This is a genomic window from Microbacterium sp. 1S1 (assembly GCF_008271365.1).
Lineage (GTDB): Bacteria > Actinomycetota > Actinomycetes > Actinomycetales > Microbacteriaceae > Microbacterium.
Window position 1 is genome coordinate 1,080,303 of record NZ_CP043430.1, and the last position, 19,128, is coordinate 1,099,430.

23 protein-coding genes are annotated in these 19,128 nt (G+C 68.5%); 10 read left to right on the forward strand and 13 right to left on the reverse strand.

Annotated elements, in window-relative coordinates; translation table 11 throughout:
• Positions 1–30: 30 nt before the first annotated feature.
• Positions 31–603, forward strand: a complete 573-nt coding sequence (locus FY549_RS05385; RefSeq protein ID WP_101847737.1) for a TetR/AcrR family transcriptional regulator — start codon at positions 31–33, stop codon at positions 601–603.
• A gap of 78 nt (positions 604–681) precedes the next feature.
• Here the strand turns inward: FY549_RS05385 and FY549_RS16460 are convergent, their stop codons facing one another.
• From FY549_RS16460 to FY549_RS05395, 3 genes are all read right to left on the reverse strand, one after another.
• Entirely contained in the window at positions 682–825 is a 144-nt protein-coding gene (locus FY549_RS16460) for a hypothetical protein (protein ID WP_187614931.1), read from the reverse strand.
• A complete protein-coding gene (gene purL, locus FY549_RS05390) occupies positions 822–3,152 on the reverse strand; it encodes a phosphoribosylformylglycinamidine synthase subunit PurL (protein ID WP_149084161.1) in 2,331 nt (776 codons plus the stop codon). Before purL ends, FY549_RS16460 begins: the two co-directional genes overlap by 4 nt.
• A 73-nt stretch (positions 3,153–3,225) precedes the next feature.
• Positions 3,226–4,176 carry a helix-turn-helix transcriptional regulator gene (locus FY549_RS05395; protein WP_149084162.1) on the reverse strand — a complete coding sequence of 317 codons (951 nt, stop codon included), beginning with the start codon at positions 4,174–4,176 and terminating at the stop codon, positions 3,226–3,228.
• 100 nt (positions 4,177–4,276) lie between these two features.
• Here FY549_RS05395 and FY549_RS05400 point away from each other — a divergent pair, with 100 nt between their 5' ends.
• The 3 genes from FY549_RS05400 (at position 4,277) to FY549_RS05410 (ending at position 6,111) form a co-directional block, all read left to right on the forward strand.
• Entirely contained in the window at positions 4,277–4,723 is a 447-nt protein-coding gene (locus tag FY549_RS05400; RefSeq protein ID WP_149084163.1) for a VOC family protein, read from the forward strand.
• A gap of 187 nt (positions 4,724–4,910) precedes the next feature.
• The gene (locus tag FY549_RS05405; protein WP_149084164.1) at positions 4,911–5,138 is read left to right on the forward strand and encodes a hypothetical protein; all 228 of its coding nucleotides are present in this window, start codon (positions 4,911–4,913) and stop codon (positions 5,136–5,138) included.
• Positions 5,139–5,145: 7 nt separating this feature from the next.
• Positions 5,146–6,111 (forward strand): 3-keto-5-aminohexanoate cleavage protein, encoded by a 966-nt coding sequence (locus tag FY549_RS05410; protein ID WP_262381142.1) that lies wholly within the window; start codon positions 5,146–5,148, stop codon positions 6,109–6,111.
• A gap of 210 nt (positions 6,112–6,321) precedes the next feature.
• Here FY549_RS05410 and FY549_RS05415 read toward each other — a convergent pair whose 3' ends face one another.
• Complete coding sequence (locus tag FY549_RS05415; protein WP_149084165.1) at positions 6,322–6,699, reverse strand: VOC family protein; 378 nt, start codon at positions 6,697–6,699, stop codon at positions 6,322–6,324.
• 58 nt (positions 6,700–6,757) lie between these two features.
• Complete coding sequence (locus FY549_RS05420) at positions 6,758–7,462, reverse strand: helix-turn-helix transcriptional regulator (RefSeq protein ID WP_259614103.1); 705 nt, start codon at positions 7,460–7,462, stop codon at positions 6,758–6,760.
• 82 nt (positions 7,463–7,544) lie between these two features.
• Between FY549_RS05420 and FY549_RS05425 the strand changes: the two genes are divergently transcribed.
• Positions 7,545–8,414, forward strand: a complete 870-nt coding sequence (locus tag FY549_RS05425; protein ID WP_149084167.1) for an NAD(P)H-binding protein — start codon at positions 7,545–7,547, stop codon at positions 8,412–8,414.
• 43 nt (positions 8,415–8,457) lie between these two features.
• Positions 8,458–8,790 carry a hypothetical protein gene (locus tag FY549_RS05430; protein ID WP_149084168.1) on the forward strand — a complete coding sequence of 111 codons (333 nt, stop codon included), beginning with the start codon at positions 8,458–8,460 and terminating at the stop codon, positions 8,788–8,790.
• Between the two features lie 62 nt (positions 8,791–8,852).
• Here the strand turns inward: FY549_RS05430 and FY549_RS05435 are convergent, their stop codons facing one another.
• Positions 8,853–9,854, reverse strand: coding sequence for an SDR family NAD(P)-dependent oxidoreductase (locus tag FY549_RS05435; protein ID WP_149084169.1), 1,002 nt, complete (start codon positions 9,852–9,854; stop codon positions 8,853–8,855).
• Positions 9,855–9,929: 75 nt separating this feature from the next.
• Between FY549_RS05435 and FY549_RS05440 the strand changes: the two genes are divergently transcribed.
• Positions 9,930–10,499, forward strand: coding sequence for a TetR/AcrR family transcriptional regulator (locus tag FY549_RS05440; protein ID WP_200839047.1), 570 nt, complete (start codon positions 9,930–9,932; stop codon positions 10,497–10,499).
• Between the two features lie 97 nt (positions 10,500–10,596).
• Positions 10,597–11,199, forward strand: a complete 603-nt coding sequence (locus FY549_RS05445; RefSeq protein WP_187614932.1) for a hypothetical protein — start codon at positions 10,597–10,599, stop codon at positions 11,197–11,199.
• Between the two features lie 1,009 nt (positions 11,200–12,208).
• Here the strand turns inward: FY549_RS05445 and FY549_RS05450 are convergent.
• The 6 genes from FY549_RS05450 to FY549_RS05475 all read right to left on the reverse strand — a co-directional run bounded on the left by FY549_RS05450 (position 12,209) and on the right by FY549_RS05475 (position 17,348).
• Positions 12,209–12,394, reverse strand: coding sequence for a hypothetical protein (locus FY549_RS05450; RefSeq protein WP_149084171.1), 186 nt, complete (start codon positions 12,392–12,394; stop codon positions 12,209–12,211).
• 32 nt (positions 12,395–12,426) lie between these two features.
• Positions 12,427–13,443: a DUF2599 domain-containing protein gene (locus FY549_RS05455; protein WP_187614933.1), complete on the reverse strand. Its 1,017-nt coding sequence runs from the start codon at positions 13,441–13,443 to the stop codon at positions 12,427–12,429.
• Between the two features lie 404 nt (positions 13,444–13,847).
• Positions 13,848–15,170 (reverse strand): RNA polymerase sigma factor, encoded by a 1,323-nt coding sequence (locus FY549_RS05460; protein ID WP_187614934.1) that lies wholly within the window; start codon positions 15,168–15,170, stop codon positions 13,848–13,850.
• A complete protein-coding gene (locus FY549_RS05465) occupies positions 15,146–15,487 on the reverse strand; it encodes a YciI family protein (RefSeq protein WP_017202934.1) in 342 nt (113 codons plus the stop codon). The genes FY549_RS05460 and FY549_RS05465 overlap by 25 nt, the downstream gene beginning before the upstream one ends.
• 723 nt (positions 15,488–16,210) lie before the next feature.
• Entirely contained in the window at positions 16,211–16,966 is a 756-nt protein-coding gene (locus FY549_RS05470) for a hypothetical protein (protein ID WP_149084174.1), read from the reverse strand.
• Position 16,967: 1 nt separating this feature from the next.
• Positions 16,968–17,348 (reverse strand): hypothetical protein, encoded by a 381-nt coding sequence (locus FY549_RS05475; RefSeq protein WP_149084175.1) that lies wholly within the window; start codon positions 17,346–17,348, stop codon positions 16,968–16,970.
• 364 nt (positions 17,349–17,712) lie between these two features.
• Between FY549_RS05475 and FY549_RS16465 the strand changes: the two genes are divergently transcribed.
• Positions 17,713–17,886 carry a hypothetical protein gene (locus FY549_RS16465; protein WP_159463596.1) on the forward strand — a complete coding sequence of 58 codons (174 nt, stop codon included), beginning with the start codon at positions 17,713–17,715 and terminating at the stop codon, positions 17,884–17,886.
• Between the two features lie 12 nt (positions 17,887–17,898).
• On the opposite strand, the gene FY549_RS05480 is transcribed toward FY549_RS16465, so the two are convergent.
• Positions 17,899–18,417 carry a monooxygenase family protein gene (locus tag FY549_RS05480; RefSeq protein WP_149084176.1) on the reverse strand — a complete coding sequence of 173 codons (519 nt, stop codon included), beginning with the start codon at positions 18,415–18,417 and terminating at the stop codon, positions 17,899–17,901.
• A gap of 70 nt (positions 18,418–18,487) precedes the next feature.
• Here FY549_RS05480 and FY549_RS05485 point away from each other — a divergent pair, with 70 nt between their 5' ends.
• Positions 18,488–19,096 carry a MerR family transcriptional regulator gene (locus FY549_RS05485; RefSeq protein WP_149084177.1) on the forward strand — a complete coding sequence of 203 codons (609 nt, stop codon included), beginning with the start codon at positions 18,488–18,490 and terminating at the stop codon, positions 19,094–19,096.
• Positions 19,097–19,128: the final 32 nt, after the last annotated feature.

Consider the following 19,128-nt stretch of genomic DNA (forward strand, 5'->3'; position numbering starts at 1 on the left):
CGTCTAGGGATCTGTGGCTATCCTGAACGCATGGTGAACGAGCATCGCAGCGGCCCTGTGCGCAGCACCGCGGCCCGCGAGGCGATCCTCGACGCGACGGCCCGTCTCTTCCACAATCAGGGGTACGACCGGCTCACGATCGAGGGCATCGCCAAGGAGGCCAAGGTCGGCAAGCAGACCATCTACCGCTGGTGGCCGTCGCGGGGCGCCCTCATCGGGGAGTGCCTGGCCGAGGGGCGTCTCATCCCCGTGGACTTCGTCGTCCCCGACACCGGAGACCTCTCCGCCGATGTCGAGACCTGGCTGCGCAGTGTCCTGTCGATCCTCGAGAAGCCGCAGGGCGGGGTGCTGCTGCGCTCGCTCGTGGCCGCGGCCACGGAGGACGCCTCGGTCGGCGCGCACCTGGGGGAGAGCCTCGGGGTGGAGAAGTACCTGTCGGAGCGTCTCCGCGGCGGCATCCGCGACGGTCAGCTTCCGGACGACGCCCCGGTCGAGCAGCTCGGCCGGGCGATCCTCGGGGCCATCATCGTGGAGTCCCTCGGCCGCGAGGCCCACGATCCGGGCTCCGTCGTCGCGCTGACCCGGTATCTCTTCGCCCGCTGAGGTCGCGGATCCGCACGAGGTCGCACGGATTCATGGAATCCCTGCGACACGGGTGCGAATCCGCGATGCCGCGCCGGATCAGCCGAGGAGAAGCGTGAGCACCGTCGCGCCACCGCCACCGAGGATCAGAGCCACGATGACGGTCCACGCGACGATGCGGATGCGTCGGTTGCGCTTCTCGCCGAGATCGCCGTAGTCCTCGCTGAGGCCGTCGCCGCTCATGAGGCCTCCGGCTCCGTGACGGTCGGACCGAAGTACGACGGCAGCGTGGCCCGCGAGCGCTCGCGGAGCTCGGCGGCCGAGACGGTGAAGACGTCCTGCACCTCGAGCTGCGGCTCGCTGTCCGTGACGCCGATGCGGGCGACGGGGTAGCCCCGGCCCTCGCAGAGTCCGCGGAACTTCACGTCGTCCTCGCGCGGCACGGTCACGATCACGCGGCCGGTCGACTCGGAGAACAGCGCGGTCGCGGCGTCCACGCCATCACGCTCGATGATCTCGTTCAGCCAGACGCGGGCCCCGACGCCGAAGCGCATGACGCCTTCGGCCAGAGCCTGCGCGAGCCCGCCCTCGGAGAGGTCGTGCGCCGAGGAGATGAGCCACTCGTCCCGTGCCGCGGCGAGCAGCCCGGCGAGGCGCTTCTCTCCCGCGAGGTCGACCTTCGGCGGGCGGCCGCCGAGGTGCTGGTGCACGACCTCGGCCCACGCGGAGCCGGAGAGCTCGGTCGACGTGGTGCCGAGGAGGTAGATGTTCTGCCCCTCGTCCTGCCAGCCGGACGGAATGCGGCGCGACACGTCGTCGATGATGCCGAGCACGCCGACCAGCGGGGTCGGGTGGATCGGCACGTCGCCGGTCTGGTTGTAGAACGAGACGTTGCCCCCGGTGACGGGGGTGCCGAGCTCGTAGCAGCCGTCGGCGAGGCCGTCGACGGTCTGGCCGAACTGCCACATGACCTCGGGGTTCTCGGGGGAGCCGAAGTTGAGGCAGTCGGTGATGGCGGTGGGCACGGCGCCGGTGACGGCGACGTTGCGGTAGGCCTCGGCCAGCGCGAGCTGCGCGCCCGCGTACGGGTCGAGCTGGCAGTAGCGGCCGTTGGCGTCGGTCGCGACGGAGAAGCCGAGGCCCGACTCCTCGTCCACGCGGATCATGCCGGCGTCGTCGGGGAAGCTCAGGGCCGTGTTGCCGAGCACGTAGTAGTCGTACTGGTTGGTGATCCAGCTCGTGTCCGCGAGGTTCGGGGAGGCGACGAGGGCGAGGAACTGCTCGCGCAGCGTCTCCGGGTCGTTCGCGCGCGGCAGGTCCTCCGCGGCGTCCGCCTGCAGGGCGTCGATCCACGTCGGGTACGCGACGGGACGGTCGTAGACGGGGCCGTCGACCGCGACGGTGGACGGGTCGACGTCGACGATGCGCTCGCCCTGCCAGTCGATGATGAGGCGTCCGTCGCCGGTGACCTCGCCGAGCACGGAGGTCTCGACCTCCCACTTGTTCACGACGGCCAGGAAGGCGTCGAGCTTCTCCGGCGCGACGATGGCCATCATGCGTTCCTGCGACTCCGACATGAGGATCTCCTCGGCCGTGAGCGTGGGGTCGCGCAGCAGCACGTTGTCGAGCGAGACGTGCATGCCGCTGTTGCCGTTGGCCGCGAGCTCGCTGGTCGCGCAGGAGATGCCGGCGGCGCCGAGGTCCTGGATCGCCTCGACGAGCTCGTTGCGGTACAGCTCCAGGCAGCACTCGATGAGCACCTTCTCGGCGAACGGGTCGCCCACCTGCACCGCGGGGCGCTTGGTCGGGCCGGTCGAGTCGAACGAGTCGGACGCGAGGATGCTCGCGCCGCCGATGCCGTCGCCACCGGTGCGGGCACCGAACAGGACGACCTTGTTGCCGACGCCGGTCGCGTTCGCGAGCTTGAGGTCTTCGTGACGCAGCACGCCCACCGCGAGTGCGTTCACGAGCGGGTTCGCCTGGTAGACGCTGTCGAAGACCGTCTCGCCGCCGATGTTCGGAAGGCCGAGGCAGTTGCCGTAGAAGCTGATGCCGCTGGTCACGCCGTGCACGACGCGGGCGGTGTCGGGGTGGTCGATCGCCCCGAAGCGCAGAGCGTCCATCACGGCGACGGGGCGCGCGCCCATCGAGATGATGTCGCGGACGATGCCGCCGACGCCGGTGGCCGCGCCCTGGAACGGTTCGATGAACGACGGGTGGTTGTGCGACTCGGCCTTGAAGGTGACGGCCCAGCCCTCGCCGACGTCGACGACGCCCGCGTTCTGGCCCATTCCGACCATGAGGCGTTCCTTCATCTCGTCGGAGACCTTCTGGCCGAAGCGGCGCAGGTAGTTCTTGCTCGACTTGTAGGAGCAGTGCTCCGACCACATCACCGAGTACATCGCCAGCTCGCCCGAGGTGGGGCGACGGCCGAGGATCTCCTTGATCCGCGCGTACTCGTCGTCCTTGAGCCCGAGGGCGCCGTAGGGCTGCTCCTTCTCGGGGGTCGCGATCGCGTTCTCGACGGAATCGGGGACGTGCTGGGGGGACGGTGCAGGGGCGGTGGTCACGCGCACTCCAAAGGAAGGGGCCGGCGGGGCGTCTTCAGTCTACCGGCGCCTTCCCCGGCTCCGGCGTCGCAGCTCACGGCAGGGATCGCGCGGTCTCCAGGCGGGCGGCGAGGACCCCCGCCGCGATGCGCAGCGCCTCCGGACCGAGGATCGTGAACGGGACGTCGAAGCGAGCGACCGCGGCGAGTACACCCGTCCAGGACCACGACCCGACGGTGAGCCGACAGGAGTCCGCGGTCAGGGGCTCGAGGGTGCCGTCCCCCACCCAGGGTGCGACCTCCCGTGCCGGCAGCGGCAGTTCGACCTCGCCGACGCAGGGCCAGCGGTCTTCCGTGGTCGCCCCCTTCGCTCGGGCCGCCAGAAAGGTGACGGCATCGGACGCGGGGAGCGGGCGCGGCGCGAACGCCGGGCCGGTCGGCGCCTTCGGCCGCATCCGGTCGAGGCGGAAGGTGCGCCAGTCATCCGCCTCCTGATCCCAGGCGAGGAGATACCAGCGGCCCTCCCTCGCGACGACCGCGTGCGGTTCCGTGCGCCGGGGCGGGCGATCGGTCGTGTCGCCATAGTCGAAGCGCAGGACCTGGCGGTCGCGGACCGCTGTGCTCGCGGCTTCCAGGACCGCCGGGTCGACGAGGAGCTCGGTCGGTGCCCCCGCGAACCGGATACCGTCCACCCGGTGCCGGAGGGGGGAGGGCATCACCTGGCGCACCGTCGCGAGGGCGCGCTCCGCATCCTCCGCGATGTCGATGCCGCCCGCTCTGGCGCTCTGCAACGCGACCGCGACCGCGACCGCCTGCCCGTCGTCGAACAGGAGGGGCGGGAGCTCCGACCCGGCCTCCATGCGATACCCGCCGTACGGCCCCTTGCTCGCGGCGATCCGGTATCCGAGCCCCCGCAGGCGGTCGACATCCCGCCGCACGGTGCGGGTGGTCACCCCGAGACGGTCGGCCAGGGTCTGCCCCGGCCAGTCGCGTCTGGCCTGCAGCAGCGACAGCAGGGAGAGCATGCGTGCGGACGTTCCGGCCATAGGTCCATTGTGCGGCGAGAAGAGGACAAGAACCGACCGCTACGCCTGTGATCGTGGAGGACACGCGGACCGAGAGTCGGGACGCTGAACGGAGGACACCATGACCATCACCACGACCACGCACCTGAACTTCCGCGGCACGGCCCGGCAGGCGCTCGACTTCTACCGCTCGGTCTTCGGCGGCACGGTCACCGTCGCCACGTACGGGCAGTTCGGCATGCCGGAAGGAGTTCCCGGCTTCGACAAGGTCGTCTTCGGGCAGGTGGACGGCCCCGTGCGGCTGATGGCGTACGACATCCCCGGCTCGGACGACGCCGCCTCCGCCGCGACCGCCGGCACGACCACCCGGGAGAACGGGATGACGATCACGGACCGCTCTTTCTTCCAGTCACTGCGGGCGGACTCGCTCGCGGAGCTCCAGCCCGTCTGGGACGCCCTCGCCGAGGGGGCGACCGTGATCGAGCCTCTTGCCGCGTCGGCCTGGTCGGCCGGCTTCGGCATGCTCACCGATCGCTTCGGCGTGACCTGGGTGCTCGACGTGGCCTGACCCGTCGTCGTCGTCGTCGAGCGTCGACCCGGCCCCTTGCGGGCGTCCCGGCCCGTTGCGATCGTCCGCAGGGGGCCGGGACGCCCGCAACGGGGTGGCCCGTCGCGCGAGGTGTGCGACACGACGTGTCAAGGGCCTCTTCCGCGTCGGTGGGCTCCCGTAGAAAGGAGGAGACGAAAGGCAGGGCATGGCCGCAGGAGACATCGAGACGTTCTCGCGCAATGGCATCTGGTTCAACCGGATTCAGGGCGAGTCGCACACGCTGGGCAGCAGCTTCGAGTCGATGGAGGAGGCGGTGAAAGTGGGCCGTGGTGCGGCGACGGCGCGCCAGGTGCAGCACTTCGTTCGTACGGAGGAGGGGCCGTCCGACGACGTCGCCCCGAACGAGCCGCACCCGCGCGACCTCATGTGGTGAGCCGCTGATGATCCTGCAGGCCTGCGTGAACGGTGCCAGGGACGTCGCGGAGCATCCTTGGCTGAGCGCCGACGAGTCGGTGGTCGCGCAGGATGCCGCGGCCGCCGTCGACGCGGGTGCCACCGAACTCCACGTGCACCCGAAGGACGCCGCCGGACGGGACTCCCTCGCCCCCGCGGACGTGCAGCGGTGGCTCGGGGCCGTCCGAGCCGCGTGCCCGGGAGTCCTCGTGGGTGTGACGACCGGAGCCTGGGCCGAGCCCGATGTGGCGCGACGGCTCGAGTCCATCGAGGGCTGGACCGAGCTCCCCGACTACGCCTCCGTGAACTGGCATGAGGCCGGGGCCGACGAGGTCGCGGCGCTGCTGGGACGGCGCGGGGTCGGCGTCGAGGCGGGGATCTGGGATGCGGCCGGGCTCGAGGCGTGGCGAGTGTCGCCGGTCCGCGGGCAGTGCCTGCGCGTTCTCGTCGAGCTTCCCGCGGAGGCTGCCGACGTCGTCCGGCCGCACGCCGAGGGGCTGATCGCGCATGTGGCCCGAGAGGAGCCCGATCTGCCGATCCTCCTGCACGGTGAGGAGCTGTCGACCTGGCCCGCCCTCGACCTCGCCGCAGAGCTCGGGCTCGACACCCGGATCGGCCTGGAGGACACGCTGCTCCTCCCGGACGGAGCCCCCCGCCCCGAGCAACGCCGCCCTCGTCCGCGCCGCCCGCGCCCGCCTCCCCCACTCGTAGCCCCCGCTCCGCCCCGCCCCGCGTCGCCCCCTTGCCCCCCGTGCCCCCCGTGCGGGTTCAAAAACGCACTTCCATACGTGGGTTCCGGCCCGTTTTCGCACTCCCGATCCTCGGCCGGGCCCCGACCTCTTCCGTGCGGGTTCAGAAACGTCCCCGCACTCGCCTCCCCGGGGACGTTTTCGCACTCGCAGCACCGGACACCCTCGCCGCCGCATCGCGTGCGGGTGCAGGAACGCGCCTGATCTCGCCTCACCGGGGACGTTTTTCGCACTCGCAGCACCGAGCACCCTCACCGCCGCGTTGTGTGCGGGCGCAGAAACGCCCCGGAGCTCGCCTCACCCGGCACGTTTTCGCACTCCGCACCCGCGGGACGGCGGGACGGCCCGGACGGCGGGACGGCCCGGGAGGGCGGGACGGCCCGGAGGGCGGGCGGGAAGGGGCGCGGGGCGGACTCATCCGGCGTTCCACCCGGGCCATTCCGGGCGGTCCACGACGCAGAAGCGGTTGCCCTCGGGGTCTTCCATGATGATGTAGTCGGCGTGGTCGGGGCGGCCGTCCCACTGCACCTCCCGCGCTCCCAGGCCCGCGAGTCGCTGTACCTCCGCGGCCTGGTCCTCCGCGTAGATGTCCAGGTGGATCCGTGGCGGCAGCACGCGCTCCGAGTGGTGGGCGTCGAGCGCGATGCACGGTGCGTCGGCGTCGCGGGGTTTCAGCACGACCCAGTCGTCCTCCGCAGGGTCTCGTTCGACGTAGTCGAGAGCGGCCTTCCAGAACGCGGTCTGGGCCGGGAGGTCGTTCACGCGGATCACGATCGACACGATCTTCAACATGCCGCGAGAATACGGCGGGGGTAGGTGCCCGCAGAGGGGCTTGCGGGGCCGCGGCGGATCAGTGTCCGGAGCGGCCGAAGTCGCTCGCGAGCCACTCCTCGACCGACCCGAAGGGGAACTCCCGCGCCGCGAACGCCCCCGGCAGCGTCCGTACCTCCCGCATCCGATCGAGCCGGAACAGCCGCCAGTCGTCGCGATCGATGTCGAAGCCGACCACGTACCACTGCCCTCCGCGGAGGACATGGCGATGCGGCGCTATCACCCGTTCCGAGGTGCGATCGTGCTGGTCGGTGTAGGTGAAGGCGACGCGAGCACCCTGGGCGACCGCGTCGGCGAGTGTCCCGACCGCCGCCCACTCGGTGGGTGCCGACTCCGCGTGGAGGATCTGCGTGGAGAGCGCCGTCGCGGCGGCCCGTCGTCTGAGGCCAGGCGGGAGGACCTGCTCGATCTTCCCGCGGGCGACCGCGGCGGCCGGGTCCTCAGGGCTCCATGCTTCGAGGACGAGCAGTCCGGTGATGATCGCGGTGACGTCGTCGGAGTCCAGGAGCAACGGCGGGATGCGCGTCCCGGGGCGTAGGCGATAGACGGCGCCGGGGCCCGGCCGGGAGTGCACGTCATAGCCGAGGTCGCGCAACCGCTGCGCATCGCGGCGGACCGTCCGCGGGCTCACGGCGAGGCGGGAAGCGAGTTCGGGCACGCTCCACTCGCCGCCGGTCTGCAGCAGCGAAAGCAGCTGGATGGTGCGGTGCGAGGGCGCGTCCACAGCTCCATCATCGCGCGAGATGCGGCCCGAATCAGGCCGCATCTGTCTCTAGCGTGGAGCGACAACGACCGAGAGGATCCTCATGCGCATCGCTGTCACCACCCCCTACGGCCACGTCGGGCACCACCTCACCCGGATGCTGATCCGCGCCGGCGTCCGCCCCGTACTGCTCGCCCGGGACCCTGATCGCATCGCCGCCGACCTGCGCCCGTATGTCGACGTCGTCCGGGCCGACTCGCAGGATGCCGAGGAGGTGACTGCAGCGACGCGGGGTGTCGATGCCCTGTACTGGGTGGACCCGTCGGTGTTCTCCGACGACCCGCTCGCCGACTACGCCCGTGCGACCGAGGCCCTGGTGCGGGCGGTTGAGGCCAACGGCATCGGGCGAGTGGTGTTCCAGAGCAGTGTCGGCGCGGAGAAGCGGCACGGAGTCGGCGAGATCGACGGCCTGGCGGCCACGGAGGTCGCGCTCGACGCCCTCGGCATCGACGTGACACATCTGCGCTGCGGTTATTTCTTCACCAACCTGCTGCTCGACATCGAGTCGCTGCGGGCGGGGACGCTCGCCACCGTGCTGCCGCTCGAGTTCCGGATGCCGTGGGTGGCGCCGCGCGATATCGCGGAGGTCGCCGCGCTCGCGCTGCTGAACCGGGAGTGGAGGGGGCGGCGGGTGCAGGCCGTGCACGGACCCGCGGACGTGAGCTGGACCGAGGTCGCCGCGATCCTGACGCGCGAGCTCGGCCGAGAGGTGACCGTGCAGCGCATCGACGACGAGGAGATGCGTCAGGCGCTCCGCGCTGCGGGGATGCCCGAGGCGATGGCGGAGGCCGTGCTCGGGATGTCGACCGGACTCCGCGACGACTTCACGGCGGAGCAGCCGCGGTCCGTCCTCTCCACGACACCGACGACCCTCGAGGCGTGGGTGCGCGAAGAGCTCGTCGGACTGGTGTGACCGGCATCCTGCCGGAACCGACCCCGTCCGATATCGTGCGGCCATGGAGACCACATCCGAGGTAACGCACGAGACCGATGGCGACGCGCGGTCGGGGATCGCACTCGAGGCGGAGGAGGCCGAGCTCGCACAGCGGCGACGGGTGGCCGTGAACCGCTTCGGGTGGATCGTCGCGTGGGGTGTGTCCGTCGTCGCCCTGATCCTCGGCATCAGTCTTACGGGAGTCGGGACGGCCGAGCACATCGTCGAGTACAGCGACGGCTACGACGTCTTCAGGCGAGAGGTCTGGCCCGCGGGTCTCGTGCTCCTCGGCGTCGGTGCGCTCGGCGTCATCGCCACGGCCCTCGCCACGGCGGTCCTCACGCAGAGGCGCTGACCTCACACGCAGAACGCCCCCGCCGTTCGGGTCGGCGGGGGCGTCGGTTCCCTGCAGTCGCGTTACTGCACGGACCAGCCTCCGTCGGAGGCGAGGATGGCGCCGTTGATGTTCACGGCGTCATCCGAGAGCAGGAAGGTGATCGACGCGGCCAGGTGCTCGGCGGTCGCGACGGTCGGGATGGCCTGCTGGAACGGGGCGAGGCGGCCGGAGCCGTACTCGGACATGTGCGGGGGCATCGGGATGCCGGTGGCGACGCCGCCCGGGGCGACGGAGTTCACGCGGATGCCCTTCGGCCCGTACATGAAGGCGGCCGACTTGGTGACGCCGATGATGCCGTGCTTGCTGGCCGTGTAGGCGTTGCCCGAGGCGTTGCCGCGGAGGCCCGCCTCGCTCGACACGTTGAGGATCGCGCCGCGACCGGCCTTCTCCATGACGGGGAGGACCGCGCGCATGAGCTTGAACGGAGCCGTCAGGTTGATCGCGATGACGCGGTCCCACACGGCATCCGGGGTCTCGCCGGCGGGGGAGAAGTCGTCGTTGATGCCGGCGACATTCGCGAGCCCGTCGATGCGGTCGCCCGCGGCGGCGACGACGGCGTCGATCGCCTCCTGCGTGGTGAGATCGCCTGCGACCGTGACGATGTCCGCGTCCGGCAGCTCGGCCTTGAGAGCGTCGAGCTTCTCGGCCGCGATGTCGCTCGCGATCACGCGTCCGCCTTCCCGGGCGATGCGCGAGGCGGTGGCCTTGCCGATGCCGGAGGCGGCGCCCGTGACGATGACGGTCTTGCCGGCGAAGCGGCCCGCGGTGACCTTCTCGGTCCAGCCCTCGGAGGCGTCGTCCTCGGGGAGCTCGCCGTTGTTCGCGGCGCGCACGAGGTCGTCGACGACCGACTGCGGGAGCTGGCCCTGGCTCATGGCGACGAGCTGCTGCAGGGGGAGTCCGAGCACGGGGGTGAGGAGTTCGGGGTCGGCGCCCGTCTGCTCGAACAGGCCGCGGATGAGCGGGCCGCCCGTGGGGTCGTTCATCCAGGCGCCGATGGTGGAGTGTGCGGTGAGGGCCATACTCTTTCTCCTTGCTCGGGTTTCGCAACGGTGCGTCTACTTATGTTCCAGTGTACGCCTGAGTACGCTCGAAAGGTGCCCCGCCCTCGTAGTGAAAAGGCCCGCCAGTCCGTGCTGGAGGCGATGCGTCGCGCGCTCGCCGCAGACGGATACGAGGCCGTGACGATCGAGGGCCTGGCCGAGTCGGCGGAGGTGTCGAAGCAGACGATCTACCGGTGGTGGCCGTCGAAGGCCGCGATCCTCGGAGAGGCGCTGCTTGAGGGGACCGTCCCTGGTTCAGATGTCGTCGTGCCCATGACGGACGACCTCGGCGCGGACCTGCGCGCATGGTTCACAGCGGTGTCCGCGGGGCTCGCTCGGCCCGAGGGTGTCTCGCTCGCGCGGGCGCTCATCGAGGTGACGGCAGCTGATCCGGAGTTGGGGCTCGTCTTGAACGAGCGGCTGGCGACGCCGATCCGGGAATGGGTGGCGGAGCGGATCTCCCGCGGACGCGCGGACGGAGACGTACGGGCGGACGTGGATGCGGCCGCGGTCGCCGACGAGTTCATCGCGATCGCCTCGTACTCCGCTCTTATCGGACAGCCGTTGAGTGCGGAGCGGGTGGAGGAGACGGTGGTGCGTTTGCTCTGGGGGATCGCGGCGTAACTAGCCCGCGGCCGGTGCTCGATGGGTCCTGAGGTGCTCGCGGCCATGTGGCGGGAGGCTTAGGCGGACGCAGAATATCAATAACGTCCTCATATGTATGCTTTCATTGCTCATGTGGCCAAGCTTGGCGGATGAGGCCAACTATCGGCGGGCCGCTACGAGTGAATGGACCACAGAGATGGTGCGCAGAACAAGCGAACTCGTCGTCGCGATAGCCGCCACCCTTGCCCTCATGACAATGATGGCCTCACCGGCTCATGCATCCGACAGCGACGTTGATGGCGCGGAGTCTGTTGCGGCCACCATTGAGGCGGCGACCCCGACAACGACTCTGTCCGAGCCGGGGTTGGTCGATAGCGGCCGGTTGAGCACGACGGCAGGGGAGATTTCAGCGGCCGTACCACTTTCGGCTGAAGAGAACGTCGTTGTGAGTGTGCCGATTGATGGAGGCAGCCAGACCGAAAGTCGGGTCATCGAGCTACCTGACGAGATCCCCATCAGCGATGGCGTGGTGGCCGAGGATGGCACCGTCGTCTTCACTGCCGACGACAGTTCCGGTGATGCAGTTGCTGTGCAGACACTCGCCGACGGATCGACGCGGATCCACAGGTCAACATCGCGCAGGGCGACAAACCCGAAGACCTGCTTGTTCCTGACGGCCGCTCCGGTTCCGGGCGTCATCATGAGGATCACGTGCTGATGGTTTGGGGAGGGTGACCATGACGATAGGTATCGAAGGCGAGATCCTGGTGTACGTGTTGACAGCTTCCCTGGCTGTTAGCGCAGGTCTCGTGCTCGGCGGACCGTCGTCGAGCACTCACCAATGGATGGGACTCACCTCCGGTCTTCTCATAGTGGTGGTCGTGGTCGTGGCCGGGTTCGCTCTCGGGCTGAACGCCCCGTGGGTCGGTCCGATCTTCGCTCTCGTGTGCATGTTGGCGGGGACCCTTGCTGCCACAGCGGCGAAGAGGAACGATCGTGCCTTGACGCCACTGAAGTGAGCTTCCCCGTCGTCGCGGATCCGACGGTGCAGTTCTTCGGACCGTACATCCAGGTCCACCTGAACAAAGCGGAGAGTCGCACGGCGATCGGCGGCTACGCAGCGTGTGCCGGAGTGTTGAGCAAGTCTCCTGTGCCGTTCGCAAAGCTCCTCCAGGTCTCTTGTACGACAGTCGCCGCGATCGGGGCGTCGCAGCTGGTGGGCAATCGATGCATCTCGATCCACTACGTTGTCGGTGTTGGTGGGCCGGCGGGTGTGTGGTGGCCGTGGGTGAGGAACTGCTAGAGGTGGACATCATGCTCTTCGTCGCGGTGGGCGTAGCTCTTCTCCTCTGGGGGGGCGTTGGTGGGGCGGGTCGGCAGGAAGCTCGGCACTCTTCTCGCCATCGTTCCCGTTCTGGTGTGGTTCGGGGTCCTTGCGTGGTTCGGCTCGTCGGGCAACCTCGACAGCCCGGCCGGAGATGCGCTTCCGGTGTACCTCGTGATCGGGCTCCTTGCGTTTACGATCGGAGTCAACCTCACCGATCGCTCCGTGTCCGTGCGCAATTCACGACGGAAGCCATGACCCGGGCGGTGTGTGATGCCGGCGTGTCCGGGACTACACGGCTGCGCTCGGGATGCGTGGAATCAACGAGCGGTGTGCGGGTATGGGACGACCCCGCCACCCTGATGGGTAGCGGGGCCGATCAAGCAGAGCTGTAGACCCTTGGTCACTCCTTTCGGAGGAGGATGCTTCCGAAGCCGACGAGCATGAGGCATGCGCCAAGCAGGCCAGTCAGAGCAGCAGGTGCGAGGTTGCCAGTCGTGTGCTCCGCGTCTGAGATGTAGCCCTCAGCAATCGCCATGACGATGGCGAGGATGATGACGCCGGCACCGACGAATCCTATGCTGACCATCGCTCGTCTCGTTCGTTGCTTCACAATCGCTCCTACGGGTTGCAGCCTGCGGCCAAGACGTCGCTGTACCTTACGTCAGGCCGCCACGCGTCGAGGTTCCATGGCGACTTGAAAGGGGCGATGTCGACGTGGCACCGAAGCTGGTTGTAGAACTTGTTGCCCTCGTATTGCGCACTCACCCAGAGCTTGTATTCCGCCCACCAATTGGAGAACGGCGTGATCGCCCAGCCGGAGCGGGGGGTGACTCCAACGGTGGTGCCGTAGCGGCTCCAGCTGAGCTTCACGTCGGTGATGAGGTTTCCCCGGACAGCAGGGTCTGCAACGACCGGATACGCGAAGTCCGACCTGTGGCCCACGACCTGCACCAGCGTGTTCCCCCGCTGCTCGTATCGGGTGGGCACGTCGCGACCGTTGGCATCCTTTTCCCAGGCCGGATCGATCATTGCTGCCGGCTGGCCGGTCTCGTCAAGAATGGCGAAGTATCCGTCTCCTGCATCGACGAGCTGGCCGCCGTCAGCAACGGTGATCGGATACTCGTAGATAGTAGGGGCTGATGCGGTTTCGATGATGGTCGTGATCTGGACGACCCCGTCTTCGCGAACCAGCGGGACAGTGGTGGATCCATCGGTGTTGTCGAAGTGGACGAGGCCGTCCCCATCAGCAATGCCATGCGCAGCCTCCGAAGCGTTGGGGAGCCCGACGGTCACGACGTTGCCGCCCTGATCCAGCGCGACGCCCGCCGAGGCATCTCCTGGAATCGTGATGGCTGTATCCCTCTCGGGGATGTCCACCAAGTAGTCCTCGGTGTTCGCGCTCTCTTGTACGGCGAGCACCTCCGAGTTCGCAGCCCCAGGCGTGGCCGATTCGATGACCTCCAGCGTACTGAGATCGTCGATCGGGTCAGCTGCCATTGCGGGAGATGCAGCACCGACGGACAAGGCTGCGACTGCGACGGAAAGGAGAGCGGCACGCCCTGGCAGCCCGACGAGGGTCAGCCTGTGGATGCTTGTGCCACTTCCCGACTTGCTCCTGTTCTCGGCGATGTTCATCATTGCTCCTTCGCTGATCATCCCGCCGACGTGTAAGACGTTACCCTGCACAGGGGGCCATGTCTGTCCGCCTTTAGGCCGACAGGCCGTGACAGAAAACGGGGTGCGCAGAGAGTCGGAAGCGATGCCGGAGACACGGGGGTAACGCAACGGTGAAAGGCGTCGCTGACCAGGCTGAGTGGATCTTGGCCCTATGTCGGGGTCGGCGTGCGCAGCGGCGCGATCGCGTACGTGGGCGGCACCGGTTTCGACCCAGAGCTGCGCGCATCTCGCCGAGGGCGGAACGGCGAGCGAACGGCGCGAAGCATTCATTCAGGCGGTAGACGTTCGCCGTGGGCAGGTAGGGCAAGAATCTGCTGCCCCGGGGTCGCCTCTTGGGGGTGGGCCGGGTTCTCCCCTGCAGTTCACGTCGATGCCGAGGCGATGTCGTCCGCGTGCTGGGAGTAAGACCGTCGCTCGCGTTCCGTCGGGGCAGCACGTGCGGCATCGCGAAACGCGGAGCTCGCTTCCTCGTCGCGCCTGAGGCGCTGCAGGAGATCTCCCCGAACCGCTGAGTAGAGGTGATGTCCTCCCAACGAGCTCTCGAGCGCCTCCGCCAGCGCGAGGGCTTCGGCCGGTCGTCCCGCGTTCGCGACGGCGACCGCACGGTTCAGGCGGACGAACGGCGATGCATCCACCTGCTCCAGCACCCCGTAGATGTCGGCGATGCGGGTGTGGTCGATCTCCGTCCCCGGGGCGGGGCGGACGTACTCGGCCGCGACGGTGGCGCGGATGAGGTGCCGTCCGCCGTGGATGCCCGCCCGTGCCGCCTCTTCGACGGCGTCATCGAGAAGCCGCAGCCCCTCCTCGATCTCGGAGACATCCCACAGGTCGCGATCCTGTTCGTCGAACGGCACGGACAGGCCGTCGGGCGTGGTGCGTGCCGCGCGGCGGGAGTGCTGAAGGAGAAGGAGGGCGAGAAGACCCGTGAACTCGAGTCGAGCTGGGGAGTCCGCGGGGAGCAGCTGCCGGCACAGCCGAGCGAGTCGAATGGCCTCGGCGCCCGGGTCGGGCTGGAGTGTCGGATCGGAGTAGCCGATGGTGAACAGGGCGGACAGGACCTCGCAGACGCTCGCGCTTCGGCTGTCGAGCTGCGCGGCATCCGGAACGCGGTACGGGATGTTCGCGTGCGCGATCTTGGCCCGCGCCCGCACGAGTCTCTTCTCCATCGTCGCGGGTGCGACCGCGAAGATCCCGGCGAGCTGTTCGATCGACACGTTCAGGACGGTGCGGAGCGTCAGCGCTGCGCGTGCCTCCAAGGTCAACGCGGGGTGGCAGGCGGTGAAGATCAGCTTCAGCCGCTCGTCCCCGTGCGGGAACGCGTCCTCGCGGTCGTCGGCTTCCTGTGTGATGACGACGCCATCGTGCGGCTCGTGCTCCAGCCGGGCCACCGCCCGGCGCTCGGCGTCCGCGTGCCGGACGAGGTCGATCGCGCGCCGGCGTGCGACGGTCGTGACCCAGGCGGCGGGATTCGCCGGAACCCCGTCGTCTGGCCACCGCTCGACCGCTCGGGCGAGAGCGTCCTGCGTGGCGTCTTCCGCGAGGGTCCAGTCGTGGACCGTGCCGATCACGCTCGCGACCACGCGGCCGTACTCGATCGATGCCACGTGCCGCACGGCGACCATGGCATCCGGAAGCATGCCCGGCGGCTCCTCCGGGGTGGTCACATCGTCGACCCGAGCGGCCACACGGGGCGCACCTCTACCAGGCCGAACCGGGCCATCGGGTGTGCGGCGGCGATCTCGATCGCGGCGTCGAGGTCGTCGGCATCGATCACGTCGAACCCGGCGATCCATTCGCGGCTCTCGGTGAACGGTCCGTCGGCCACGATCCGCTCGCCGGCTCGGACGCGCACGGTCGTGGCGTCTTCGACAGGCCGCAGACGGTCACCCAAGACGTAGGAGCCGCTATCCTGCAGCGACGCCACCCACTCCCCGGCGTTGTCCTCGGCCTCGACGTAGGGCTCAGCGGTCGGGTCGGTGCAGATGAAAAGTACGTAGCGCATGTGTTCTCCTCCAGGTCTTTCTACATCTACTTACCCAGACGACGGACGACCACCAGCGCAGAGGACACCGATCCGATGTGTGCCCGGAACTCCGGCGCGCGTCGCCATATCGCTTCATCATCCAGAAGTGCCACACGGCGGCGCCCGTCGCCGCAGTCGCTTCAAGCGCCGGAGCGAGCTGCGGCACAGAGTTCGCTCCCACGAGCACCGCGAGGAACCAGCCCCATACGCACAAGGTCGCGATGAGATGGCTTCGAGGGCGTGTGATCGTTGCGAACCACGTCGGACGCTCGACGATGAGTGGCTGCTCCGATCGCTCGTCACGTGCCATCGGGATTCCGGCCCTTCGTCGCCCTACGGGTGAGCCAACGCCTCATCATGTGCAGGTACCACGCGGCACCGATCAGCGCCGTGATCACGAACAACCACGGCCCTGTAGGGGGATAGAGCACTGAGAGCACCGTGGCTGCTGCGATCAGCAGGCCCATCGCGATTGTCAGCGCCCGTTCGCGCCCGCGCTCTGTGATCACTCCCCACCAGGTTCGCGGCACATCCCTCATCTGCAGGGACCTCCTCGGTACGTGTCGACCCACCACACCAAGCCCGGAACGACGTACGGCTGGGTGGCGGTGACCTGGACACAGCGTTTCGGCCTGGGCCTTTGGGTGCGAAGCATCGTGGCTCCCTTCTCGTGTGGCTCGGTGTGAGCGAAAGACGAGTGCATCACCGACTCGCGATGCGCTGCAGGTCCGCATCGGTGACATCCTGAAAGCCGATCGACACGGGCGCGAGGCGAGTGATGCGCGCCTTGCCACTGTCGTCGGTGTAGTCGATAGACGGGCTCATGACGCGAAAGTCGAAGTCTCCTTCGCACACGAGTTCTGCTGTGACGCTGTGCGACCGGGTGTCCAATGAGACCTCGTCTGCGTGGACGTCTGGTGAGCCCGGGTCGAAGCGCTGGACCGACGCCACCTCCTCAGGAACGGGGAAGTCGGCCGTTGTGCACCTCGGCATCCCGACCACGTCCGCACCGGCGTCTTCGGAGGCGAAATTGTCGGCCGGCTCGCCCCTCAGTGACCAACTGCCGACGGGCACCTGAGTGATCGTTGACGAGTCCGCGAAGACGAGGCCGACCGTACGGAACGACAGCCCGGCGGCGGGAATGTCGACAGTGAAGGTGACGTTCCCGAGCGTGACCTCGTTGGCGCCGTCTCCACGGATGACGGTGAAGTCGCCCGGTGGGATCGACAACTCGTCCGAAAGCACGATGCCGGTGAGGTCCGTCCAGATCGCGTCGTCGGGCTCGGCCACGAAGATCAGGTTGATCGGATAGGTCCCGTCGGTCGGCTGGACGATCGTCGCGGATGTCCGTGCGAAGGAGGCGGTCGAAGGTGTCGTTTCCTCCGGAGAGCAGGATGACAGGATCGCGACGAGGCTCAGTGAGAGCGCCCCCGCCCCCCATCGCAGAAGGCGCTTCACGTCAGCGGTAGTAGACGACGAGGAACTGATCCTTGGTGGGGGAGTAGAGGTCGCCGTAGGCCCAGGTTGAGCCAGGGAGGACCTTGCCGTTCTGGAACCAGGTGGACTTGACTGCGTACCGATTGAAGTTGGATGCGAGCCCGAGCTTGGAATACCTGCTGCTGTTCGCTGTGATATTCACGGTGACGCCGTAGCTCTTCGTGACACTCGACGAGACGCCGAGGTTGCTCGACGCCATGCCGGCACTGAGGCCCAGTCCGGACGATATCGACGACGTGACGGTGGTGTCCTCCCGCCACGAGTAGCCGGTCGAACGCGCCCATGCGCCCGTGAGGTACTCGACGAACTTCTTCTGGACCAGCACAGGGCCGCTGACCTTCACGGCCTTCTTGACGGGAGCCCCGCAGACAACGCAGCGGGGAGTGACGACGTTCGTGTGCCCTGATCTTTTCGTGTCGTCGGGTGGGATCGGTGAGGCCCCGGGAGCGCTGCTCAATGTTGATGAGCTGTCGGCCTCGGCCAAGTGGGCAGCCGAAGACGCAGCAATGGCGGATCCCGGCGATGAGACAAGCAGCGAAATCCCGGCAGCCAGCGCGAGTGCCGCCAGAGACATGGGCCTTCTGAAAACACGCATATGGTCCCCCTCAAGGGTCGTAGTGAGATGGGAACAGATAACTCTCGTATGAGGACTATTGCAATATATTTGAGGAGATCACGCACATTGTGGGGAGCACTAGGATCCAGGCATGGAAGCGTCGCTCTTCAGCTGGACCGGGTTCGCCATCACCGCAGCGGTCGCGGTCGTGATCCTCGTGCTCGCGTTCCTGCTCGTGCGCGGGGTGGCGCGAGTGATCGCGCGTCGCCGGAGCCGTGGCCGGGGGCGCATGCCGTCCGCACCTCGCCGACCGTCCGAAACTTGAGTGCGACCCGCCTCACGCCGTGGGCTCGTTCGCGGGCGCTGCCGTCGGGGCTGCTGTCTTTCCGTCCGTGAACCGCGCCTGCGCGCGGTCATGGCGTCGCGGTACGGGCACGTGCTCCGTCGCGGCTGCGAGGCCCATGCGCTTCGTCGAGACGTACACGCTCTCGGCGGTGTCGACGAGGAACGTCTCGTGCCACACGCCGACCGCTCCCGGAGCCTTGCGGGCGGCGCGGTTGAAGGCGGTCCACGCCGGACGATGCCGCTGGTCCGGGTTCGAGGCATAGGCGTAGAGCTTGTCGACGGACGACCAGAACTGCACGACGTAGGGTCCGCCCGATCCGAGGAGGAGCTGGTAGCCGAGCAGTCCGGAGTCGGGCTCGATGCTGAGCTCGCGGAGCATGCGCGGCATGGCGACGAATGCCGGCAGCCACAAGTCGGGGCGCCACCACCGGTTGATCTGCATCCCGATGTGGAACACGACGAGCTCGCCCTCGTGGCGGTGGGTCATGCGACCCGTGACAACTTTCGACATGGCGACTCCCCAATTGGATAGTAGTGCTATCCATAATGGATAGCACTACTATCGAAGTCAAGGGGTGGCCATGAGGATTTCCGAACTGTCAGCGCAGACCGGCGTGACCGTGCCGACGATCAAGTACTACCTGCGCGAGGGGCTGCTGCCCGAGGGGGAGCGCACCTCCGCGACGCAGGCCGTCTATGGCGAGAAGCACGTGGAGCGGCTGCGCGTCATCCGGGCGCTGCTCGACGCCGGCGTGAGCATCGCCGAGACGCGACGGGTGGTCGCGGCGTTGGATGATCCGCTTGCGAACCCGCACGAGCTGCTGGGGACCGCGCATGCCGCGATCACTCCGCCGGCGGATGACTCGTTGGACCTCGCCGGCGCTGAGGCGCTCGCCGCCCGACTCGGGTGGAAGCCGGGGATGTGTGACCCGGCCGTGCTGCATGCGGTCGCGCGGGCGCTGCAGGGGCTGGAGCGCGTCGGATTCACGGTGCCGGAGGCGGTGATGGCGGAGTACCTCGCGAGTGCGCGGCGGATCGCGGAGACGGAGATCGCGGGGGTGCCGGAGGAGTCGGCCGAGGCCGCGGTGCGGTACGTGGTGTTGGGGTCGGTGTTGGTGGAGCCGCTGTTGCTGGCGTTGCGGCGGGTCGCGCAGCAGGTGAGCTCGGCGGAGCGGTTCGGGGAACACTGACCTTGCCCGCACGGCGTGAGTGAGTGTACAGT